General features: G+C 31.2%; 12 protein-coding genes and 1 tRNA gene. 2 read left to right on the top strand and 11 right to left on the bottom strand.

Going from position 1 to position 18,954, the window contains the following annotated elements; translation table 11 throughout:
- Nucleotides 1-193: 193 nt before the first annotated feature.
- The 10 genes from ABW636_RS04720 to ABW636_RS04675 all read right to left on the bottom strand — a co-directional run bounded on the left by ABW636_RS04720 (nucleotide 194) and on the right by ABW636_RS04675 (nucleotide 15,319).
- Nucleotides 194-1,342 (bottom strand): hypothetical protein, encoded by a 1,149-nt coding sequence (locus ABW636_RS04720; protein ID WP_367588795.1) that lies wholly within the window; start codon nucleotides 1,340-1,342, stop codon nucleotides 194-196.
- 292 nt (nucleotides 1,343-1,634) lie between these two features.
- Nucleotides 1,635-3,755: an AIPR family protein gene (locus ABW636_RS04715; RefSeq protein WP_367588794.1), complete on the bottom strand. Its 2,121-nt coding sequence runs from the start codon at nucleotides 3,753-3,755 to the stop codon at nucleotides 1,635-1,637.
- Nucleotides 3,756-3,757: 2 nt separating this feature from the next.
- Nucleotides 3,758-5,533: an AAA family ATPase gene (locus ABW636_RS04710; protein ID WP_367588793.1), complete on the bottom strand. Its 1,776-nt coding sequence runs from the start codon at nucleotides 5,531-5,533 to the stop codon at nucleotides 3,758-3,760.
- A 2-nt stretch (nucleotides 5,534-5,535) separates the two neighbouring features.
- On the bottom strand, nucleotides 5,536-9,402 hold the full coding sequence (locus ABW636_RS04705) for a Z1 domain-containing protein (protein ID WP_367588792.1): 3,867 nt from the start codon (nucleotides 9,400-9,402) through the stop codon (nucleotides 5,536-5,538).
- Nucleotides 9,395-10,873 carry an ATP-binding protein gene (locus tag ABW636_RS04700; RefSeq protein WP_367588791.1) on the bottom strand — a complete coding sequence of 493 codons (1,479 nt, stop codon included), beginning with the start codon at nucleotides 10,871-10,873 and terminating at the stop codon, nucleotides 9,395-9,397. The genes ABW636_RS04705 and ABW636_RS04700 overlap by 8 nt, the downstream gene beginning before the upstream one ends.
- The gene (locus tag ABW636_RS04695) at nucleotides 10,863-11,858 is read right to left on the bottom strand and encodes an HNH endonuclease (RefSeq protein WP_367588790.1); all 996 of its coding nucleotides are present in this window, start codon (nucleotides 11,856-11,858) and stop codon (nucleotides 10,863-10,865) included. Before ABW636_RS04695 ends, ABW636_RS04700 begins: the two co-directional genes overlap by 11 nt.
- Entirely contained in the window at nucleotides 11,855-12,916 is a 1,062-nt protein-coding gene (locus ABW636_RS04690; protein ID WP_367588789.1) for a DNA cytosine methyltransferase, read from the bottom strand. Before ABW636_RS04690 ends, ABW636_RS04695 begins: the two co-directional genes overlap by 4 nt.
- The gene (locus ABW636_RS04685; RefSeq protein WP_367588788.1) at nucleotides 12,913-14,313 is read right to left on the bottom strand and encodes a DNA cytosine methyltransferase; all 1,401 of its coding nucleotides are present in this window, start codon (nucleotides 14,311-14,313) and stop codon (nucleotides 12,913-12,915) included. Before ABW636_RS04685 ends, ABW636_RS04690 begins: the two co-directional genes overlap by 4 nt.
- A 3-nt stretch (nucleotides 14,314-14,316) precedes the next feature.
- Nucleotides 14,317-14,505, bottom strand: a complete 189-nt coding sequence (locus tag ABW636_RS04680) for a helix-turn-helix domain-containing protein (RefSeq protein ID WP_367588787.1) — start codon at nucleotides 14,503-14,505, stop codon at nucleotides 14,317-14,319.
- Nucleotides 14,506-14,722: 217 nt separating this feature from the next.
- Nucleotides 14,723-15,319, bottom strand: a complete 597-nt coding sequence (locus tag ABW636_RS04675) for a hypothetical protein (protein WP_367588786.1) — start codon at nucleotides 15,317-15,319, stop codon at nucleotides 14,723-14,725.
- Nucleotides 15,320-15,522: 203 nt separating this feature from the next.
- Between ABW636_RS04675 and ABW636_RS04670 the strand changes: the two genes are divergently transcribed.
- A complete protein-coding gene (locus ABW636_RS04670) occupies nucleotides 15,523-16,851 on the top strand; it encodes a tyrosine-type recombinase/integrase (protein WP_367588785.1) in 1,329 nt (442 codons plus the stop codon).
- 205 nt (nucleotides 16,852-17,056) lie between these two features.
- On the opposite strand, the gene ABW636_RS04665 is transcribed toward ABW636_RS04670, so the two are convergent.
- A tRNA-Met gene (locus ABW636_RS04665) sits at nucleotides 17,057-17,129 on the bottom strand.
- 404 nt (nucleotides 17,130-17,533) lie between these two features.
- Between ABW636_RS04665 and leuC the strand changes: the two genes are divergently transcribed.
- Nucleotides 17,534-18,931 carry a 3-isopropylmalate dehydratase large subunit gene (gene leuC / locus ABW636_RS04660; RefSeq protein WP_367588784.1) on the top strand — a complete coding sequence of 466 codons (1,398 nt, stop codon included), beginning with the start codon at nucleotides 17,534-17,536 and terminating at the stop codon, nucleotides 18,929-18,931.
- The last annotated feature ends 23 nt before the right edge of the window (nucleotides 18,932-18,954 follow it).

The raw sequence follows: 18,954 nt of genomic DNA, 5'->3' as shown, positions 1-18,954 counted from the left end.
GTTCAGGGTTAGGGGTTATGTATTTACTTTTTAAAGTTAATATTTATTACTGGATATAAAAAATGATATCTTAAACTCCCTATTTATAGTTATTAAAAAAGTCAATCAAATCTAATTTCGTTAACAAATCATTTTTTTGGGTAGAAAATATGCAGAGTGTAATCCATTTAAAAGTAATCACCCCATAAAACAATTACATTAATGAGTCCCTGTCAATACCTTTAAAAAGTTCATCATCTTTCTCTATAAGTGGGTCATACCAATCTGCTTTATCCTTCATCCATTGAAAATTCTTTTTAATCTCGTCGGTTAAAAGCCCTTTTTCAAAAGCATTTTTTTCTAATACTTCGATATAATTTTTGAGGTAAATAGATTTTTGCCATCTACTTGAACGGTTCAGTAAAGATCTGAAGGTGTCTAATTCTTTATTTTTCCTCCTGTTTATCTCTATTTCAATTTTTCTTTTACGTTCATTTTCTTGTTGTCTAATATTACTTTCAATCCTTTCTTTTTTTTCTCTTTGAGACCTTAGCTCTAAATAAGCAAGAATATCAGGTAATTTTTGTTCTATTTTTTTATTTACACCATCTTTCCATTCGTACGTATTAAAATTATCAATCTTCAACACTAATTTACCAGTAGGATAATATCTAGCTTCCATCCAATCATATTTATGGTGCTTTTCCATTACTCTTTTGTCAATCTCTCTTATTCTAATACTATAATATTCCCCATTGACTATAAGTTTTGTGCCATTATAGTTTGCATATTTATGATTAGTTATAACTACTGCTTTATGTCCTCTTTTCTCGAAAAGTTTAATTAATGAATTTGCAAATATTAAAGCTCTCCTTTCAAGAGCTTTTGAAACACTTATGCTAAAAACTCCATCATCAGGAACTTTTGTAATTCTAGGGTAACTATCCTTTTTTTTATTCTTAAAATAATCTCTGGTTCGAACTATTATTTTATCTGGTTTAGAAAGTTTTTCAGGAACCTCTATAGGTAAACTTTTATCATTCCTTATTTCCCTAATAAGTAGATTCAATTCTGATAATTTCTCCAAATTAATTTCGCCTTCTATTCGATACGGTAGTTTGATATTTTCATATACTTTTTTACGCAGCGATAAAGGTGTTTGAAATACTACCTTGTCAAACTTCAACTTTTGCCAATACCCTCTTTTTGGTAAAGGAATATCGTAATTCCTGCATATTTTTTTGAATGCCGAATTTGTCAAAGCATAATCTTGAATAACTTTTGAAATTGGTTTTGACCAAATTAACGTATAAAGCTCTTGCCTTGTATATTCCTTAAACGTTTTATCTTCTTTTAAACTCATTTTATAATTGTAAAATATTATCTATTAAAATATTTCAAAATCTATTAATATATTTTAACTTGTAAGGTCAATTTAAACAACTAACCAAAATTGACTAGTATTCACAACTATAACGTAGGAAATTTAGGCGTAGACAACGAAAAAAATAGCAATTAAAACTATTAAAGGTCCGTTGCTTATTATTATAGGTCCTAAAGGCTAGACCAGCTGAAACATAACCCACTGTTTATAAAATCTTTACATTTTACAGGGTATGCAAATCCACACATTTTAGTGCTTAAAATGATACCTCTTATTTAGGATTTATGTTTGCTTTTGATAGGGTTTTGTTTGACTTTGCATTTTCTAAATCTATTAATTCTGAAACCAATTTAGGAGATTCTGTTTTTAATAAATCTATTATATCTATTGCTCTTCTTATTTCTTTATTAGAAAAATCAGATTGTTTATCTATTTTTCGAGCAACCTTCCAAATGAAGTTAGATTGTAAAACATCCAGTTTGCCAGTAGATTTTCCCCAATTATTTATTTTAAGCCATCCATCTTCAGTTAGCTCAGTTATTTGTTTAACAAATTTTGATCTTTGATCTTCACTCATTTCTGTACTCTGAGAATATCTGTCTAATAAGTCTGATGGACTATATAGTTCAGAATCAATAACTGATAAGTCAATATCTAGAGTTTTAGTTTTTAGTTTTTTCCAGCATTCTTCTTTCTTAGCCCATTCTCCAATCAATCCACCAGGAGCAGTTTTCCTCATAAAAACGTCAACCTTTCTTAATGCAACATATAAAATAGTTTCTAAATCATCTGACATTACTTGATTTTTCCATATTTTAACTAGATTGATCTGACTATTAGTTACAAGATTTAACCATGCAACAGTATAGGGAACTACCATATACCTCAAATCCCCTATTGCTTTTGCTCCTCTACCATATAACCTCTCAGCTGTTCTAAAAACTATTGCTTTAGCAATCAAATCTTCATAAAATATAGAATCGGTATTTAAATTATCTACAAATTTCATAAACTCAACAAAATTTCTTTGCCTACCCTTAACCACCCACCATGGTTGTTGTTCCCAAGAATTATGAAATCTTGCCAAATCTTCTTTAGCAAACTTTTGATTTTTAGGATTTCTATCTGTCCATTTTTTTCTTTGACTTCTAGTATCCATCTTATATAATTCATCATTGTATTGACCTCTGGCTCTTTCGTAAAACCATCTTGTCTGTGTTTTTCCGGGAAGGGATGATGCCCATATTTTTCTAGATAATGCTTCTATATCGATATGAAATGGATGATTGGAAGTAAGATCAGCATCCGAAACTTTATTTTGAGTATTAGCATATTGCGAAATTCTAGAGACTATATCAGCTTTTTTTATTTGATCATGTATTACAGTTAGTTTTAGTTGAACAGATACTTTTTCAAGATTTGTTTCTTTGTGTTTCTTTCGTGTTTGAAAAATAGAAGCAGTAGTTTGTCCTCCATTAACTATCTGAAAATCTTTTATAGAGATTATTTCATTACCTCCTTTACTCATTGTAACGGATTCAGCTGTAGCTGCTATACCATTATTATAAGCCATAAACATATGCGGTTCTTTTAGAATAGTATCTCTAATTCCTTTATTAATTTTACCTCTAAATTGTAAAAATGTTCTAACATTTTGTTCCAGTAACCTTGAACCATAATCTCTATAAATATTTGCTAATATCTGTGCAGGGATAACTGCTAAATATGAATCATAATCTTGATTTTTTGTTGGAGTAGAAATACAAGGTAATTTTTGCTCAAAAGAATCTTCAAAATCTATTGTAATAGGTTCTTTCCCAGATCCAGAGGCATGAATTCTGTACAAATATTCTATATCCCGAATATGATAAAGAACAGGAATATCGTTTATATCCATTTTGTTAGGAGCTTCTATGGGTATTATAAAGTCTGAAAGAATATATACATTGATTCTAACAATATCCTTCTTTAATTTATTAATCGTATGTATAAAATCAAATACAGGAGCTGTCTCTTCAATTATACCCATTTTTTCATTTAGCAAATTTTGTATAAAACGAGTTGAAAGACTTAAACTACTTTTCAGTTCATCTGCATAAATACGTTTGAGTTCTGTATTACCTTTGAAATTTGTTATAAATATATCTATTGTTTCATAGCCTTCACTTAACGCATATCCGTTTATTTTATGTATTCTATTACCTATACTGTTTTCTCTAATCTCTCTACAGGATCTTGCTCCTTCTGTTTCACCAGATTCTTCAAGATACTCCAAAGCTATTTCAGTAAATTTCTCTTCTTTTATACCACCACTTTCATCTGCTCTTATATTATCAACAATATCTTGAAGCAATTCGGTGCGAAAACGGATTAAATCTATATTAGAATTCATTATCAAATATTATTAATTGCTTCAGATAATTTTGTCCCATCATCAAGGGTAAAGTCTGAATAAAGATCTTCAGATGCATCTGTTTTTAAAAAATGACATATCTTCTTATATAGAATATCGACTTTACCTGATTGACTCATTAAGCGAGGGGTATCAGCAATATCTAAAATTAAGGGAAGTAGTTCAAGTTTTGTTAAGTATCTACTATTATTAAATTCAATATGCTTTACAGCTGTAGCTACTTCAAACTCATACTTGTGTAAAACTCCAGTATCCTTGTGATTTTTCTCCAAAAAAACTCTTGTTCCAGTTTCCATTATTACTTTAGTTTTTAAAGTTTTAAGTAATTCAATCATTTTAAAAGAAACATCAAGTTCACGTCTAAAAATTTGACTATCAATATCATCATGTGAAAATGGATTAAAAACAACTCTCATACAAATTGGAAGGTCCTTTATAGGAGAAGTATCAATACCTACTTCCTTTAAATATTTAAATAACATGTCTGTCAATTCCCCGAGTTGATCACGTAATTTGATATCTCCATTGCTATCTAATTTATACTTTAAATTTTCAGGTAAAAAATCTTTAATTATTCGTTCACAAACTTTTCGTTGGTGGTTAGCACATGCAGGGTATTGTTTCGTTTTAAAATAATGTATAGCCTTCTTATAATTATCTTCTCCGGGTAATATTGCCGGTTGGTCAAACCCTTTAGAGTGTCTATCAATGAAGATTTCTTCATATGCCCAATTGCTTTGCCCTAAATAGTTTCTGGCGAGTTCATACCACTGACGATCATATGTTGTCAGAATTATTTGATGATTACTAAAGGTGTCAGTAGTTCCGGCAATTACATCCACAGTTAAAATTTCAAGTAGAGGCATCCGATTTGATGTATCTAAACCTGTAAAAATATCATCCAAAAATAATATAGTATAATTCTGTTGAGGAACCGATAAATGGGCTGCTAGAAAAATACAAATTGCTAGTGCGCTTAATCTAGCTTCATTTAGAAAATGATGGTATTCTTCTGTGTCATCATTTAACTCAATACCATAATAACTAACGATCATTTTAAGTTTGGGTTTTCCACTTTCTATCGTCTCTTTTGATAGAGAATCAAACCTTATCTCTAATGAATCATCAAAGTATTTAAAAAGAGCGTTTAATGACTGACTCACATCAGTTAGTATCTGGTTTACCCCATTACAAAAATCACTAACATTAGTTTCGTCAGGTTTGGAGTCAACATTATTCCATAAATCCTTCATTTTAAGATTTGTCTCAGTTTGAGAAGGCGATGGATTCGGAATTTCACCTAATAAAGAATCTTCTCCAGCGAATAAGAAATTAAATAAATTTACCTCAGGGTCTTCAACAAAATGAATTCGAAGTAAATCCCTATATGTCATAAAATTACGTGTTCGTGCTATTGCCTTTAAAAAAGTCTCATCTGTATTTGTTTTAGCTGGATCGGAAGAAAATCGATAAGATTTAGTTTCATCATCTGCCTTAAATAATAATTCTACAAATGGTTGGTCATCTAATTCTTCGTTTTTAGAAAAAACGTTTTCTATAAAACTAATATCAGGTTTTATTGAAGAGGTAAAAACATCTTTGACTCCCTTAAAAAGAGAGCTTTTACCACTTCCATTTTCGCCATAAATCAATAAGTTTTTTTTATTAGAAAAATCAATATGATATTTACTCGATTCTTCCCCTTTTTCATTATAAAACGCCCGATAATTATTTAATATAATCTCTGAAATCTTCATTCCTAGTTACTTTGTGTGAACACCGATTTTATTTTACTTACCAAATTATGATCGTCTAAATAGAAAAGAACTTTTCGAACAATATTTGATTTATCATACAGCTCGTTAAAAATATCTTTTGCTAGTTGCTTTCTTTCAATTTGTTTCGGTAACTCTTGTGGTATAATTTTATAAAGTTCAGAATGAAGTTTTTGGTTATCTGTTTTCAATGTATCATTAAAATAAATTGAAAAAATTAAGGCATCTAAAATGTTTGCATAATATGACTGCATTGTGCCACTCTTGATGTTATTCGTACAAACTAATAGATCATGAAGATTTTCAAACAACCATAAATCCTTTTCTAATGGCTCATGAATAGGAAAACTTTTAATTACCTTTTCCGTAATAAAATAAGAATCCTTTTTCTGTTGACCATTAACACGTACCCAAGCTCCGAATAAAGTGGAATTAAATAAAGAAACCATATACTTGGTATTATATCTTTTAGAGTTTAGAATCCATAATGCATCGGAAAATAAAGCTTTATTGTTATTATAACTAAAAATTACATATCTAGATTTTTTCATTCCAATAATGTATTCGCCACTAACAATATCATTTTCATAAGGATTTAATACAATATTTTCTGATTCTTCCTTCAAAAAATAGCGCTGTATCTCATTCTCTGAAAAATAAGGAATCGAATTAAAGTTCTTGTTGTATTTTTCAGTTCTTGATAATACAACATTAGATGAAGTTCTCAAATCTGTAATATCAGAATCTGCTTTATAGTAATTTGGAACTATTCCTGAGTGAAATTCGGTATCATCCAAATAAGAAGCTAAACTATTATCAGCTTCAATTAGATCTATGAAAGTATCATTGCTTAAATTCCTGAAAATGGAACCAGTGTTTTTGGAGTCATCAGCTTCATCTTCAATAAAATCTTCAGTATCGTACTCATCTGGATAATCGTATAATTCTTTTTGAAACACTTCATTAATTGCGTACACAACTTTTTCATCTTTATTGATATAAGGAAAACTTATTGCTAACCCAATAATTGGTACATTACTAAACGGTGATTCACTTTTTTCAGGATTTGGATCTAGAGGATATATAAGAAGAAGACCATTAGTATCTGGTCTATTTATTCTTATTCTTAAAGGACTTGGATGTATCACTTTATCTGGGTCTTTACCCTCGGACTCTTTATCAAGCTTAGTTTGTTCAAATGCTTTATATAATTGATCGTCTGTTAAGTCAATATACTCATGAAAATTTCCGATAATATGAGATTTAACTAATGCATAATTTCCAGAGATGTTTTCTGTATCATTTTTCCTAAATGACAAACCGACATCTAGGTTACCATAACCTTTGACTATTTTATCAGTTCTTGAATTGTTGATTAAAGCGATAGTCCAATTTATAAGTTTTTTCTTCTTAACTTGATTATTGATATAATCAATTAATAATCCAGTATGAAAAGATTGTTGCGTTGTTTTATATCTGTCCAAATAATTAATAACTGTTTGAAAGTTATTATCTCCTTGCCAAACAAAATTTTGTGTTCTCAAATGAGAGCTATTATTTTTAGGCCCTGTAGGTTCTCCTAAACTTTCAATTAAACTTTGAGTTAACAAATGATTGTCTTTGAACATATGTCTTCTCTTTTTGGAGATATCAAATTCCCATGTTTCTTCTAAACCTCCAGAAAAACTAAAAGACATCATTTTTCTATATCTAAACTTATTTGCAGCAGTGATAGAAAGTAGACCTGTATGTGAACGCACTTTCAGACCATAATCGATAGGTTGCTTATTTAAAAATACCATCCTATCAAATTCTGCACGCATTTCCTCTGTGGCAATTGAAATGTGTTTGTAGTTAGAAATCAGATCGTTACTCGTAAAAAGCCTGCATAAATCAAGATAACCTGGTCTATAACCAAACCAACGTCCCATTTGCATTAATGTGTCATACATTTTTGATGATCTTAAATAGTAGCTAACTGTCAACCCTTCAAGTGTTAGCCCACGAGATAGTTTATTCCCTCCTACAGCAATTACAGAAAGCCCTTTTTTATGATCATAATAGTCCAATGGTTCAATATTTTTAACTTCTAGGCCTCCTAAAAGTTTTGAACCATGAACTGCTCTCAATTGAATTTTTGTTACAGCAGGAAGTAATTGATTTTTAATTTCATTCCAATTAATGGGTTTTATATCCGGATCAGTATTTCCTTCAATTTCGAGATGTTTTATTATTTCATTTGTTTTAGGTAAAAATCTTTTTTCCCAAAGTTCTTTTAAACCTTCAATAAAATCAACTTGATTAAACTCTATTTGTCTTTTATATTTTGACAATTCTTCTCCAACTTTTAGAGCTATATGATTTTGCCAATCGACAAAACGGGTGACATGAATTAACATAGAATTATCTACATTTATTTGACCTCTAGTTCTTCTTGCAGCACACGATAGAATGAAATACTTGATAGCTTTTTTTAAGCTTTGAGGCAGCTCAACTGGTTTATCATCATCTTTTTTATGTTTATCAGGTATATAATTGTAGTTGTCTTTTCTCAATTTATTAACCAAATGTTTATTATCCAAGTATTCTTTAGGTTGGTAATCATCAATTTGTTCATAAAGATTTAATGGAGAGATAGTATCATTACTTGCCTCATCATTTTCATAAAGCACGTCCTCTCTAACAAGACCAAAAATTCGATCTGGACCAATATAATTAGAAGGAGGAGGGATATTTATGATAAAATTTCGAGGAAACAGGTCATTGCCTATTGTGTAATTTTGATTCCCAGCAATAATTTTAATACCTTTTCGTAATACCTCTTCTTTATTATCGGGAGTAGGGATAAATACATTGGCATAAGGAGTTGCTGTATATCCTACATAGGCACTTTTATCAAACAAATTGAGTACAGCTCTAATGGCTCCATTAATGGCAGAAACACTACTTTTACTAATATTTATTGAAGCATTATCAGCTTCGTCGTCAATAAGCAATAAAGGAATATTTTTAATAATACGCTCACCATCTCCATAATCTTCACCTTCTTTTCCCGATAACCATTCGATTAAATTTTTAAGTACTGAATTATTTTTCTTAATGACTAAGACAACAGGGTCACTCCCTTTTAAATTTATATTGACAGTTTCAGCAATATTTTTTCTAAAATCTCCATTTGGAGCATTACTTGTCAGCGAATGCGCTGCAACATATCTATCTATTTTTCCAACACCAATTCTATTACTACTTTGAGTAAAACTTCTACTCGTTTCTGTATCATAACCCAGAAAACCTTCATCTATTCGTAATTGTGTTTGACTACGCAGACTGTTATGAATTCCAGCAAGGACTATTATTAGTTTATATCCAGCATCTGCTGCTTTGTTAATCAAACCAATATAATTCGAGGTTTTTCCTGATTGTACATGCCCTACAATAAGTCCTCTTTTATCGAATTGGTCATAAACATTCGGGTCTGCTAATCTATCTAATATATTGTCAGTGAGCTCATCAAGTCGTGAAACAACTTTATGGGGGAACTTTTTTTCATCGGTTAAATAATCTCTATAGCGTCTCCAAAACTTTCTTTGAGTTGGATTTTCTGCCCATTTATCAAGAATCCAAGGTTCTGTTTTATTATCATCAAGAATTTTTGCAGCCTCTTGAGTTGTACCAGTAACAGCTATTAACCTCTCATGAAGTATTATTTCATCTGTATCATTAATTATGGGTAAAATCTGTCTAACCTTTTTAATGGCTTCACTAATTTTTTCTGAAGTAATTGGAAGATCTAATTCCAAAAGGTTTCTACAGATTTTCTGTGCTTGTTCTAGTATATTATCTTCACTCATCTCTTAATGCTTCAATATATTGAGGGTAATCGCTGAATGGTTCAGTGATTAATAATTTTTTACGTGCTTCTGCGTTTGAGGCTCCATTTTTAATCCAACCTTCAAATAACTCAATCATCACATTAGTCAACTCTTCTGAAGGAGTTTCCTCATAAGGACGCACCATACTGTCTGGATATTCATTTTCCTTAGTGATAATTGCCGGACCTGGAACAGTTTCTTCTATAATACGAAGTAATTTTTCTAATTCTCTTTTTTTACCTGATAGCTTTGCTATTTGTTGAGCAATAACGGGGTGACCTCTATTGATTCGAAAGAAATAACGGTCATTTTTCACTACTTCTGACCAAACAAAAGAAAATTCCCCAGGTAGAGATCTTTGCATTTCCTTACCTCTATGCCTGAATATTTGTTCAGCATGGGACATAGCTGTTAGAGCAATCGCTCTTAGGTCTTGTCGTAAGTATGCCGGAGGTCTAGCTCTGGATTTTTTAATATCGATCTGCCATTCATTATCCAAATGATTTGGTAGATTGATCATAATTCTTGTTAATTTATAATGAGACTTTTTTCGAGTAAAGCCTAACCAATCAGCTGCTAAAAGAAGCCTTTCATTTCTGTAGATATAAAACCCTTGTAAAGCATCCCAACCTCCTCTGTTTTCTCCATCTACCCAAACTTCAGGATCAATTTTTGATCTATGCGGAAGAATATAAGCTTTTACCACTACTTGACCTTCCGCAAGTGTTTCCTCGGGAAATGGCTGTGTTGCTGTTTCACCTCTTAAGAAAGGATCCCATGGCTTAACTTCATATCCATTAAATACGATTTTAAGTCTACCATTTTCTATATATTTATGAAATACCATTTCTATGTGTCGCTTTACTTTTTCAGCAACTGCGAAAAAATCATCTTCAGAATTTAATATATTAATAGCTCCTACTATTCTATCAAGGTTTTCCCAAACTATCATGGTTCCAGCTTTCATCTGATCCATGACTTTTATATCTTTTTCTTCAGCAAATTCCAAAATATTCCAACCACCGTTATCATTTACTATATAATCAAGATCCCATCTCCAGGTAGTTATTGGTGTATTTTCTTTTTTTGAAATAACTGTAAATACTCGACATTGAGAAAAAGAAGCTGTTTTAAGACCAAGACCAAAACGTCCTAAATCATTTGGAGCTCGTTCTTCATTTGGATTTTGGCTTCCTGGTCTCATCGCCTGAGCTAGTTCTTCTTCATTCATTCCACTTCCATCATCCCTAACTATTATTCTTGAATGAATACTATTCCATTCAAAATCAATCCAGACGTGTTTTGCTCCAGCAAATATTGCATTGTCTATAATATCAGATATTGCAGTCTCTGGTGTATATCCCAGGTCTCTTAAACTTTCAACCAGAGAAGAAGCTAAAGGAGCAGCTTCCCTTGTTCTTATATCTTTATATTTATCGTTACTGCTCATCTGTCTGCATTAAAATTTTATTTTTTAATTCTTCAAGGCTAAGAACTTTTTTTCTCTTCCGATGTACCATTCTATGACAATTTGCGCATAGTACTGTTAAATCAGTTTTTGGATTTGTATTACGCTCTTTACTTGCTTCCCCGCCTAAAGGAATTAAATGGTGGACCTCAATGTAATCTTTTCCCCATTCTCCATAAAATAAACCATAGTTAAACCCGCAAGCCTTACAGGATGTTCCATGTATGGCAATAGCTTTGTTTCTGATTCCAACATCCCTTTCAGCCTTTTGGGAAATGTATACTTTTTTCCCTCCTTCTGTATGGGTTTCAATTTCTCCATTAATTTCTACGGAATCATTGAATTCAAACTGATCTTTTATAAATCGAATATAATTTTGGAACGCGCTTCTTAAATCACGTCTTTTTTTACTATCACCTGAAGTTTTTAGCTTTTTTTCTATTGCAAGTAAACTTTCAATTTCAGTTACACCGTATAAGCCGCCTATTTCTTTAATTTCAAGTTGAAATTCATCTACAATAATGCTCTCAATTTGATTAGCATATGTTAAAATTGTTCTTTCCTGATAATCTGTACCATCTAACTTCCCAACCTTAGAAAGCCACCTTATGAATTGTTGCTTTTTATTTGAAACCGCAGATTCAATAATCTCATTTTTCAAATTACTAGCAACTTTTATCAACTTATTTTTATCGTTTACAAATTCGTTCCATATTTCTAGATCTAGTTTCCCACCAGATTTCATTCCTTTACCATCATAATTGGGGTCAAACCGTTTGAAGTTTGCAAGTTTTAGAGGAATACTGTTAACACTTCTTTCAAACCCGCCCTTAGTATTCATTAGCGTTAGTAAACTACTAAGCTCAAATACATCTATATTCTTTCCGTGCATCTGACCGTATTCTAGCTTAAAATATAAATCCAAGGCCAAAATCAATTCATGTCTATTCCACGGTGGATTTCTCATACTTTAGTGCTCTGAATTTTCGTTTTTACAAAAAGATAATGAAGTAAGGCATATGCTGTATTAACACTTAATGCATTTCCTGCTTGTTTATATAGTTGAGTATCACTGATTTCTGCTTTCATAGCATTAAGACAAAATTGATCGGTAAAACCTTGTAGTTTCATCGCTTCTTGTGGAGTTAATCTTCTAATAGGTTTCTCCATTAATATTTCTTTAGAAGTTGTTCTATTAGACTTATTAGACTTAATAAATTCTTCTGAATAATAATTATCCTGACAAGCTCTGTGCATTTTTGCCATTGTTGCGGTTAAGGTTCTTGCAATTGGTAGATCAATTTCTGATTTTGACCAGAAATTTTTAGATCCATTAGCTAATATTATTTTTTTTGTTTTGGGTCGGATTGTGTATTTATCATTGACATTTTTTTCCAGGATATCCAATACATCCTTATAAACACAAAGGCTATGATCTTTAATGTCTTCAAAATTTTCGACTACTAATTTTTCTGTAATTTCTGGTAATGGATTGTTTCTACTACAAACAAGAAAGATTCTAGTTCTTCTTTGCGGTAATCCAAAATTTTGAGTATCTAGCAAAACATGAACAACATGTTTATAACCATGTTCTTTGAAGAAATCTTTTATGTAATCAAGAGTTTTGCCTTTATTAACGACTGCTAGATTACGTACATTTTCAAGAATAATATACTCAGGTTTTTTTGCTGAGAGTATTTTATCAACGCTGAATAACACTTTACCTCTCTCGTCTTCTAAACCTTTACGTTTTCCCATTAGACTAAAGGTTTGACAAGGAAAACCACCTACTAAAAGTTTAAAATCTGGAACCTGTCTAACATTACTTAAATTTGAAGCAAAAGTATTGATATCACCCATACGGATTTCCCCATTGAGATTATAATTAGCTTCATAATTCTTTATCGCATAAGGGTCTATTTCCGAAAATGCCTTACAGTGAAATGATGTAGAAAAATCTTTGTTCAAGTGATCCAAAGCTTGTCTAAAACCTCCAATTCCAGAAAAAATTTCGATATAATTCATTTATAATACTTTATAATTTCTTTTCCTATTACTTCTGCTAATTTTACTGGTACTGCATTTCCAATTTGTTGGTACCATTCGTTTGGTCTACCCATAAAAATATAATCATCTGGAAAAGTCTGGATTCGTGCTGCCTCTCTCGGACTCAACCCTCTTGCTTGCCAAGGATGTATATACATATGACAATCAAACCTCATATGAGAAGTTATGGCTTTAGAAACCTTATTAGGAATTAAGCGATAGTATTTATCTGTGAAAATCTCATTTCGAGTTTTGTATTTCATGATATCTTGAATACTTTCATGTAATGAATTACCTCCTTGAGGCAATCGAGCAAAAATTTCCCTATCATTTTCATTATTGTATCTAGATTTGTGATTAAATACATATTCCTGTTTTCTTCCACGATTTATATAGCTTGAATAAGATGTTTCAGCGATATCAATTTTTTTGATTTTAAAGCCTACGTTTTCATTTTCCAAAAGAGGTTGATTAAATTTTGTTCCAGCCTGAATTGAAGGCAAACCTTCTAGTGCATGTTTAAGAAAATATTTTGTGCCATTTCCCTTTGATTTAATATTATACGCGAGGTCATTAGGGTTCACATTTATTCTATTTCCAATAATAAAAAAACGTTCTCGATTTTGTGGAATATTATAATCTTTTGCGTTTAGAATAAGAAAACAATAATCATAGTCTTTTCCTAGAATGTTTTTCATATCCTCTTCTATTTCTGCTTTCTTTTTTGCCATACCTCTAACATTTTCCAGAAGAAAAAATGGAGGTCTGATTTCTTTAAGTATTAGTAAGAAATCTTTATAAAGTTCATTTCTAGGGTCATTGAGCAATGGTTGGCGATTTGCCATTGAAAATCCTTGACAAGGAGGGCCTCCGGAAATCAAAAATACATCTGACAAGTTTTTCTTAAACTGCCCCATATCTTCAATAATATTCTTCATATCTCCCAGATAATATCTATTTAGGGGTAATTTTCTATTCAAATAATAAGACTGTAAAGCACTGTAATTATAGTCAGTAATAAATGATGGTTGAAAACCAGAATTTTCCAAACCTAATCCTAATCCCCCTGCTCCTGAGAAGAAATCTGCAAATTTTGGTTTCCTACCTCTGCCTCCAGTTTTATTCAATAAAAACTTCGTAACAACATTATTATTTTTTAGATCATCATTAGAGTAAATTGTTCCATATAAATCATTTATTTCTTTTCTTTTATCTTCTTTTAATTGATTGAGTAATTTTTCCGAAACCCAGTTATGTTCATTAAAATCTTGAACACTTGTTTTTTCAATTTGAAATAACCTATTCAAGTCCGAAAATAATTCAGCAACTTTAGCTTCTTTATTAGAAGCATTATTTTTTAGAATAAAATCAATCATTTTCTAATTTGATCCAATTAAATCTTTAACATTTACCTCAAGGATTTTCGCAATTTCATTTAAAACTTTAAGGCTTGGTTGGGTTCTATTCTGTACATAACTATTGACTGTATTAAAGCTTTTACCTAACTTACTAGCCAACCATGTCTGTTTTATGCCTTTAGCTTCCAAGACGTCTTTAATTCTATTCATAAGGGAGAGTAATTAAAACACTAAATTAGTATATACTTTATAAAAATACCCAGTTTTATATTATATATTTACAAAAAAAAATCTTCTTGTCAACACTTTCATTATTAAAAGTACAAAAACAGATAATAGTTAGTCTGTTCTTATTTTTAACAAATTACTAGCTATTACATTTAGCATATATGGCACCGGCACCTAGCTTCAAAAATCATAATCCACCTTACTTAATTGCTATAACATTTAAAAACTTATGTTGCTCATATAATTTCTCTGCTTTAATTCTTTCTTCTTCCTCCATTACAGATCCAAAGTCAACATAATTTGAGATTAATTTGGCTTCTTCTTCACTTAATCCAATAGACAAATATTTTCTGTATACATAAGCTCCTGGACAGCTACAACCTTCTGCGCCCCAGTATTCATGAGTTAGTTTACAATTAAAGAAATGTTTTTCAGAAGGTTCCTCATCTGGTAAACCCAAACCATCCAATAAAATATCATCAAGCTGATCTTGTTTAGGTAGTGGGATTAAAATACTTTCTAATTCTTTTTCTTCTTTTCCAAATAATTCTAAGATTTCTTCATAGGTATCTCTTTTTGATCTTAAATATCCTAAAGGATAATTTACCGCACTAGCAGCATCTAAAATATTCTCAATACCATATTCTATATTACCTGAATTTGAGTATTCATCAGCTGGGGTTTGAAGTATTTTTCCCAATTGCCTATTATATCTTGCGATTTTCTCCTCAAAGTCTAGAGTAGATAATTTATGCTCTAGCACTCTTTTAAGAGAAGTAAGTTTATCTGAGTTCATTTTTTATCTGTACATTTTCTAGAAAGGTATTAAAAACTATTTTAACATTAACTCTATCAAAATTAACCCTGATCCTTTTAAAGAACCAATCAACATATTCATCGACAGATTTTCTCCTTTCAGCTATATCTTAATTCCCCGTAGAAACATCAGGCTATCTTTAATATAATATTTTAAACTCCAAAATAAAAACTACCATAACTATGAAACGAAAAAAACTACCCCTGCAAAAACACAAAGGATTATTCATTTATTGCAATCATTGTAGAAAGGATTTTTCTTGGACACAAAAAAAAGTAACTCAAGAGTCAGGAAATACTATAAAAGAAGAGCCTTTATGTGGTGATAGCGAAAAAAAGTATTCCTCCTGTAAATTTTCCGCTAAACATAAATTTAGGTCACGTATTTATATCCCAGGAACACAGCGGATAGTTAGTAAGTCTTTTAATGTTAATAGTTATAATGATGCTGTTAAAAAAGCTATTGATTTTGAAAAGGAAATCAAGAATCCAGAATCAGAAAATCAACCTTATTTATTTGACTCTCAACTTCTTTATATAGAATTTTTAAAAAATATTGGAGTTCCTTTACATCAGCAAGTACAAAGAACATCAAAACATATAAAAGAAGTATATAAAGCATTAAAACAGTTTAACAAAACTCTTACTATAAATAGAGTTAATACTAGGATAATAACAATAAACCAGATAACAGATGATCATATAGGGTTCTTTCATGCGTATCTTATACAGACTAAAAAATATCAGAACAAAACATATAATAACAAAATGAGTGCTGTAAAAGGTTTCTTTAAATGGACTATAGAGAACTACGAGTTAAACAAATCTAATCCCTTTGACAAAGTTAGGAGAAGAAAAACGGTAATTAAAAAAGAAACGATTACAAGAGTTGAATTTCAAAATCTTCTCAAAATTATTAGTCCGGAAAGGGGAGTCATACAAATGAAAGGGAAAAGAAAACAAAAAAGAAATCTCTATAAGCCTTATTTAAAAGACGGAATTGAACTTGCTCTCTATACTGGTGGGCGGCGAGAAGAAATCGTAAGTCTAAAATGGAATATGATACATGAAAAAGATAATATTCCAATCTATATCGAAATGAGAAATTTAAAAGTTGAACGACAACTTGGAGATGGGTTTAATGAAGAGGTTACTCCCAAGATTATTCCTATCACCAAAGATTTAAGGGAATTACTTCATAGATTAGGCTACAATAAACATAAAGGAAAAAACAGATTTCTATTACATCCTAATCGTTCAAAATCATCTACAGCATATATGATGGATTCTCTTTCTAAAGGTTTTTCTCATTTTTATAACTTATTAGGAACAAATAGAAAACTACAATTAAAATCACTTAGAAAAACGTACTTAACCTACCTACATTCAACTATAGGCGCAGATACAAAATATCTATCTTCTCATACTTCTGATAATGTTTTGCAGAAACACTATATAGATGAAACTATTGTAAGTAAAGCTATTCTGAGGTTTGAAATATTTAACGAATAAACTGAAAAAACAGTACGTCAAAAGCACACAAAACAACACGTCTGCTATAAAAACAAATTTAAAAATTACAAATTACTGATTTTTAAATACTTATATGTTTTGTGATTTTGAATTCTCAAGAGTGACCTTCGGGTAGAATTTAACATTTTTTCATAAAAACAAAAAAGCTAAAACAATGATAATCATAGTTTTAGCTTTTCAAAAGTAGCGGGAACAGGACTCGAACCTGTGACCTTCGGGTTATGAGCCCGACGAGCTGCCTACTGCTCTATCCCGCGATATATATTTTATAAATCAGTAAACTGATTTTAAATTTCTTTTTAAGAACTTTCGCTTACTCAACAACAACTCCTTTCGTAAGCGGAGTGCAAATATACAACCTTTTTTCACTTATGAAAGCATATTTAAAGGAAAAATAAATATTTTTTTACCTAATTATCATTATCCACTGATTTTAAAACACATACTGCAAAAAAAATATTTTAATTCTTAAAATGGCCTTTTTTGTTATCAAATTATTCGAAAATCGCTGTATTACTGAAATATATTCAAAACTACATTTAACTTTATGATTTTATTAGTACTTATCTTCTATATCTCGTAAATTTGCTTCCTTTTTTAATACAATTAATAATATGATGTCTAGAATAGCATCAACAATATAGTAGTAAAGACCAAAGAAATGAGCAAGACATTATTTGACAAAGTGTGGGATTCTCACGTAATACGTAATATAGAAAATGGTCCCGATGTTTTTTTTATCGACAGACATTTTATTCATGAAGTTACAAGCCCTGTTGCCTTTTTAGGATTAAAAAGTCGAGGTAATACCGTATTGTACCCAGAACGCACTTTTGCAACTGCCGATCACAATACCCCTACCATAAATCAACACCTACCTGTTGAAGATCCTTTATCCGCTAATCAGTTAAAAGCTTTAGAAGAAAATGCTGCAGAATGGGGTATCTCTCACTGGGGGTTAGGTCATAAGAAAAACGGTATTGTACACGTAGTTGGGCCAGAAAACGGAATCACACTTCCTGGAGCCACTATTGTATGTGGTGATTCACATACTTCTACACATGGTGCTTTTGGTGCTATCGCTTTTGGTATTGGTACATCCGAAGTAGAAATGGTACTTTCTACACAATGTATCATGCAGCCTAAACCAAAAAAAATGAGAATTAATGTAAATGGAGAACTTGGTTTTGGTGTTACGCCTAAAGATGTTGCTCTTTATATTATTTCAAAATTAACTACCTCTGGTGCTACAGGATATTTTGTAGAATATGCTGGAGACGTGTTTAGAAATATGACTATGGAAGGTCGTATGACCGTATGTAACCTAAGTATCGAAATGGGTGCCCGTGGAGGTATGATCGCGCCTGATGAGAAAACATACGAATATATACAAGGAAAACCTCTTGCTCCTAAAGGAGAAGCATGGGATGCAGCCATGACCTATTGGAAAACGTTAAAAACAGACGATGATGCTGTTTTTGACAAAGAACTTACCTTTAATGGTGCCGACATCGAACCTATGATTACCTATGGTACCAATCCTGGTATGGGTATAGGAATCACTAATAATATTCCGAATGCAGATGCAGTAGAGGGTGGTGTTGCGACTTACAAAAAATCTTTGGGGTACATGGATTTTAGTGAAGGAGATAGTATGATCGGGAAAAAGGTAGACTTTGTCTTTTTAGGAAGTTGTACCAATGGTCGTATCGAAGATTTTAGAGCATTTGCTTCTATAGTAAAAGGAAAAAAGAAAGCCGACAATATTACTGCATGGTTAGTACCTGGATCTCACGAAGTAGAAGATCTTATCAAAGAAGAAGGATTATTAGACATAATTACAGAAGCAGGTTTTACGCTTAGAGAACCCGGTTGTTCTGCATGTTTAGCAATGAACGCTGATAAAATACCAGCAGGAAAACTAGCAGTAAGTACCTCTAATAGAAATTTTGAAGGAAGGCAAGGCCCTGGATCAAGAACGCTATTAGCTAGCCCACTTGTTGCCGCTGCTACTGCGGTTACCGGAGTTGTAACAGATCCAAGAACCCTTTTGTCTTAAGCTTTATAGTAAAAACAGTAATT

Source organism: Aquimarina discodermiae (genome assembly GCF_040786235.1).
In the GTDB taxonomy this organism is placed as follows: Bacteria; Bacteroidota; Bacteroidia; order Flavobacteriales; family Flavobacteriaceae; genus Aquimarina.
Note: the sequence above shows the minus strand (reverse complement) of the source record. Positions and strands in the feature narration are given on the sequence as shown.

Coding starts and splice junctions, on each gene's coding strand:
- leuC (WP_367588784.1), top strand. CDS start 17,534: ATGAGCAAGACATTATTTGACAAAGTGTGGGATTCTCACGTAATACGT.
- ABW636_RS04670 (WP_367588785.1), top strand. CDS start 15,523: ATGAAACGAAAAAAACTACCCCTGCAAAAACACAAAGGATTATTCATT.
- ABW636_RS04720 (WP_367588795.1), bottom strand. CDS start 1,342: ATGAGTTTAAAAGAAGATAAAACGTTTAAGGAATATACAAGGCAAGAG.
- ABW636_RS04680 (WP_367588787.1), bottom strand. CDS start 14,505: ATGAATAGAATTAAAGACGTCTTGGAAGCTAAAGGCATAAAACAGACA.
- ABW636_RS04715 (WP_367588794.1), bottom strand. CDS start 3,755: ATGAATTCTAATATAGATTTAATCCGTTTTCGCACCGAATTGCTTCAA.
- ABW636_RS04710 (WP_367588793.1), bottom strand. CDS start 5,533: ATGAAGATTTCAGAGATTATATTAAATAATTATCGGGCGTTTTATAAT.
- ABW636_RS04705 (WP_367588792.1), bottom strand. CDS start 9,402: ATGAGTGAAGATAATATACTAGAACAAGCACAGAAAATCTGTAGAAAC.
- ABW636_RS04695 (WP_367588790.1), bottom strand. CDS start 11,858: ATGAGAAATCCACCGTGGAATAGACATGAATTGATTTTGGCCTTGGAT.
- ABW636_RS04700 (WP_367588791.1), bottom strand. CDS start 10,873: ATGAGCAGTAACGATAAATATAAAGATATAAGAACAAGGGAAGCTGCT.
- ABW636_RS04690 (WP_367588789.1), bottom strand. CDS start 12,916: ATGAATTATATCGAAATTTTTTCTGGAATTGGAGGTTTTAGACAAGCT.
- ABW636_RS04685 (WP_367588788.1), bottom strand. CDS start 14,313: ATGATTGATTTTATTCTAAAAAATAATGCTTCTAATAAAGAAGCTAAA.
- ABW636_RS04675 (WP_367588786.1), bottom strand. CDS start 15,319: ATGAACTCAGATAAACTTACTTCTCTTAAAAGAGTGCTAGAGCATAAA.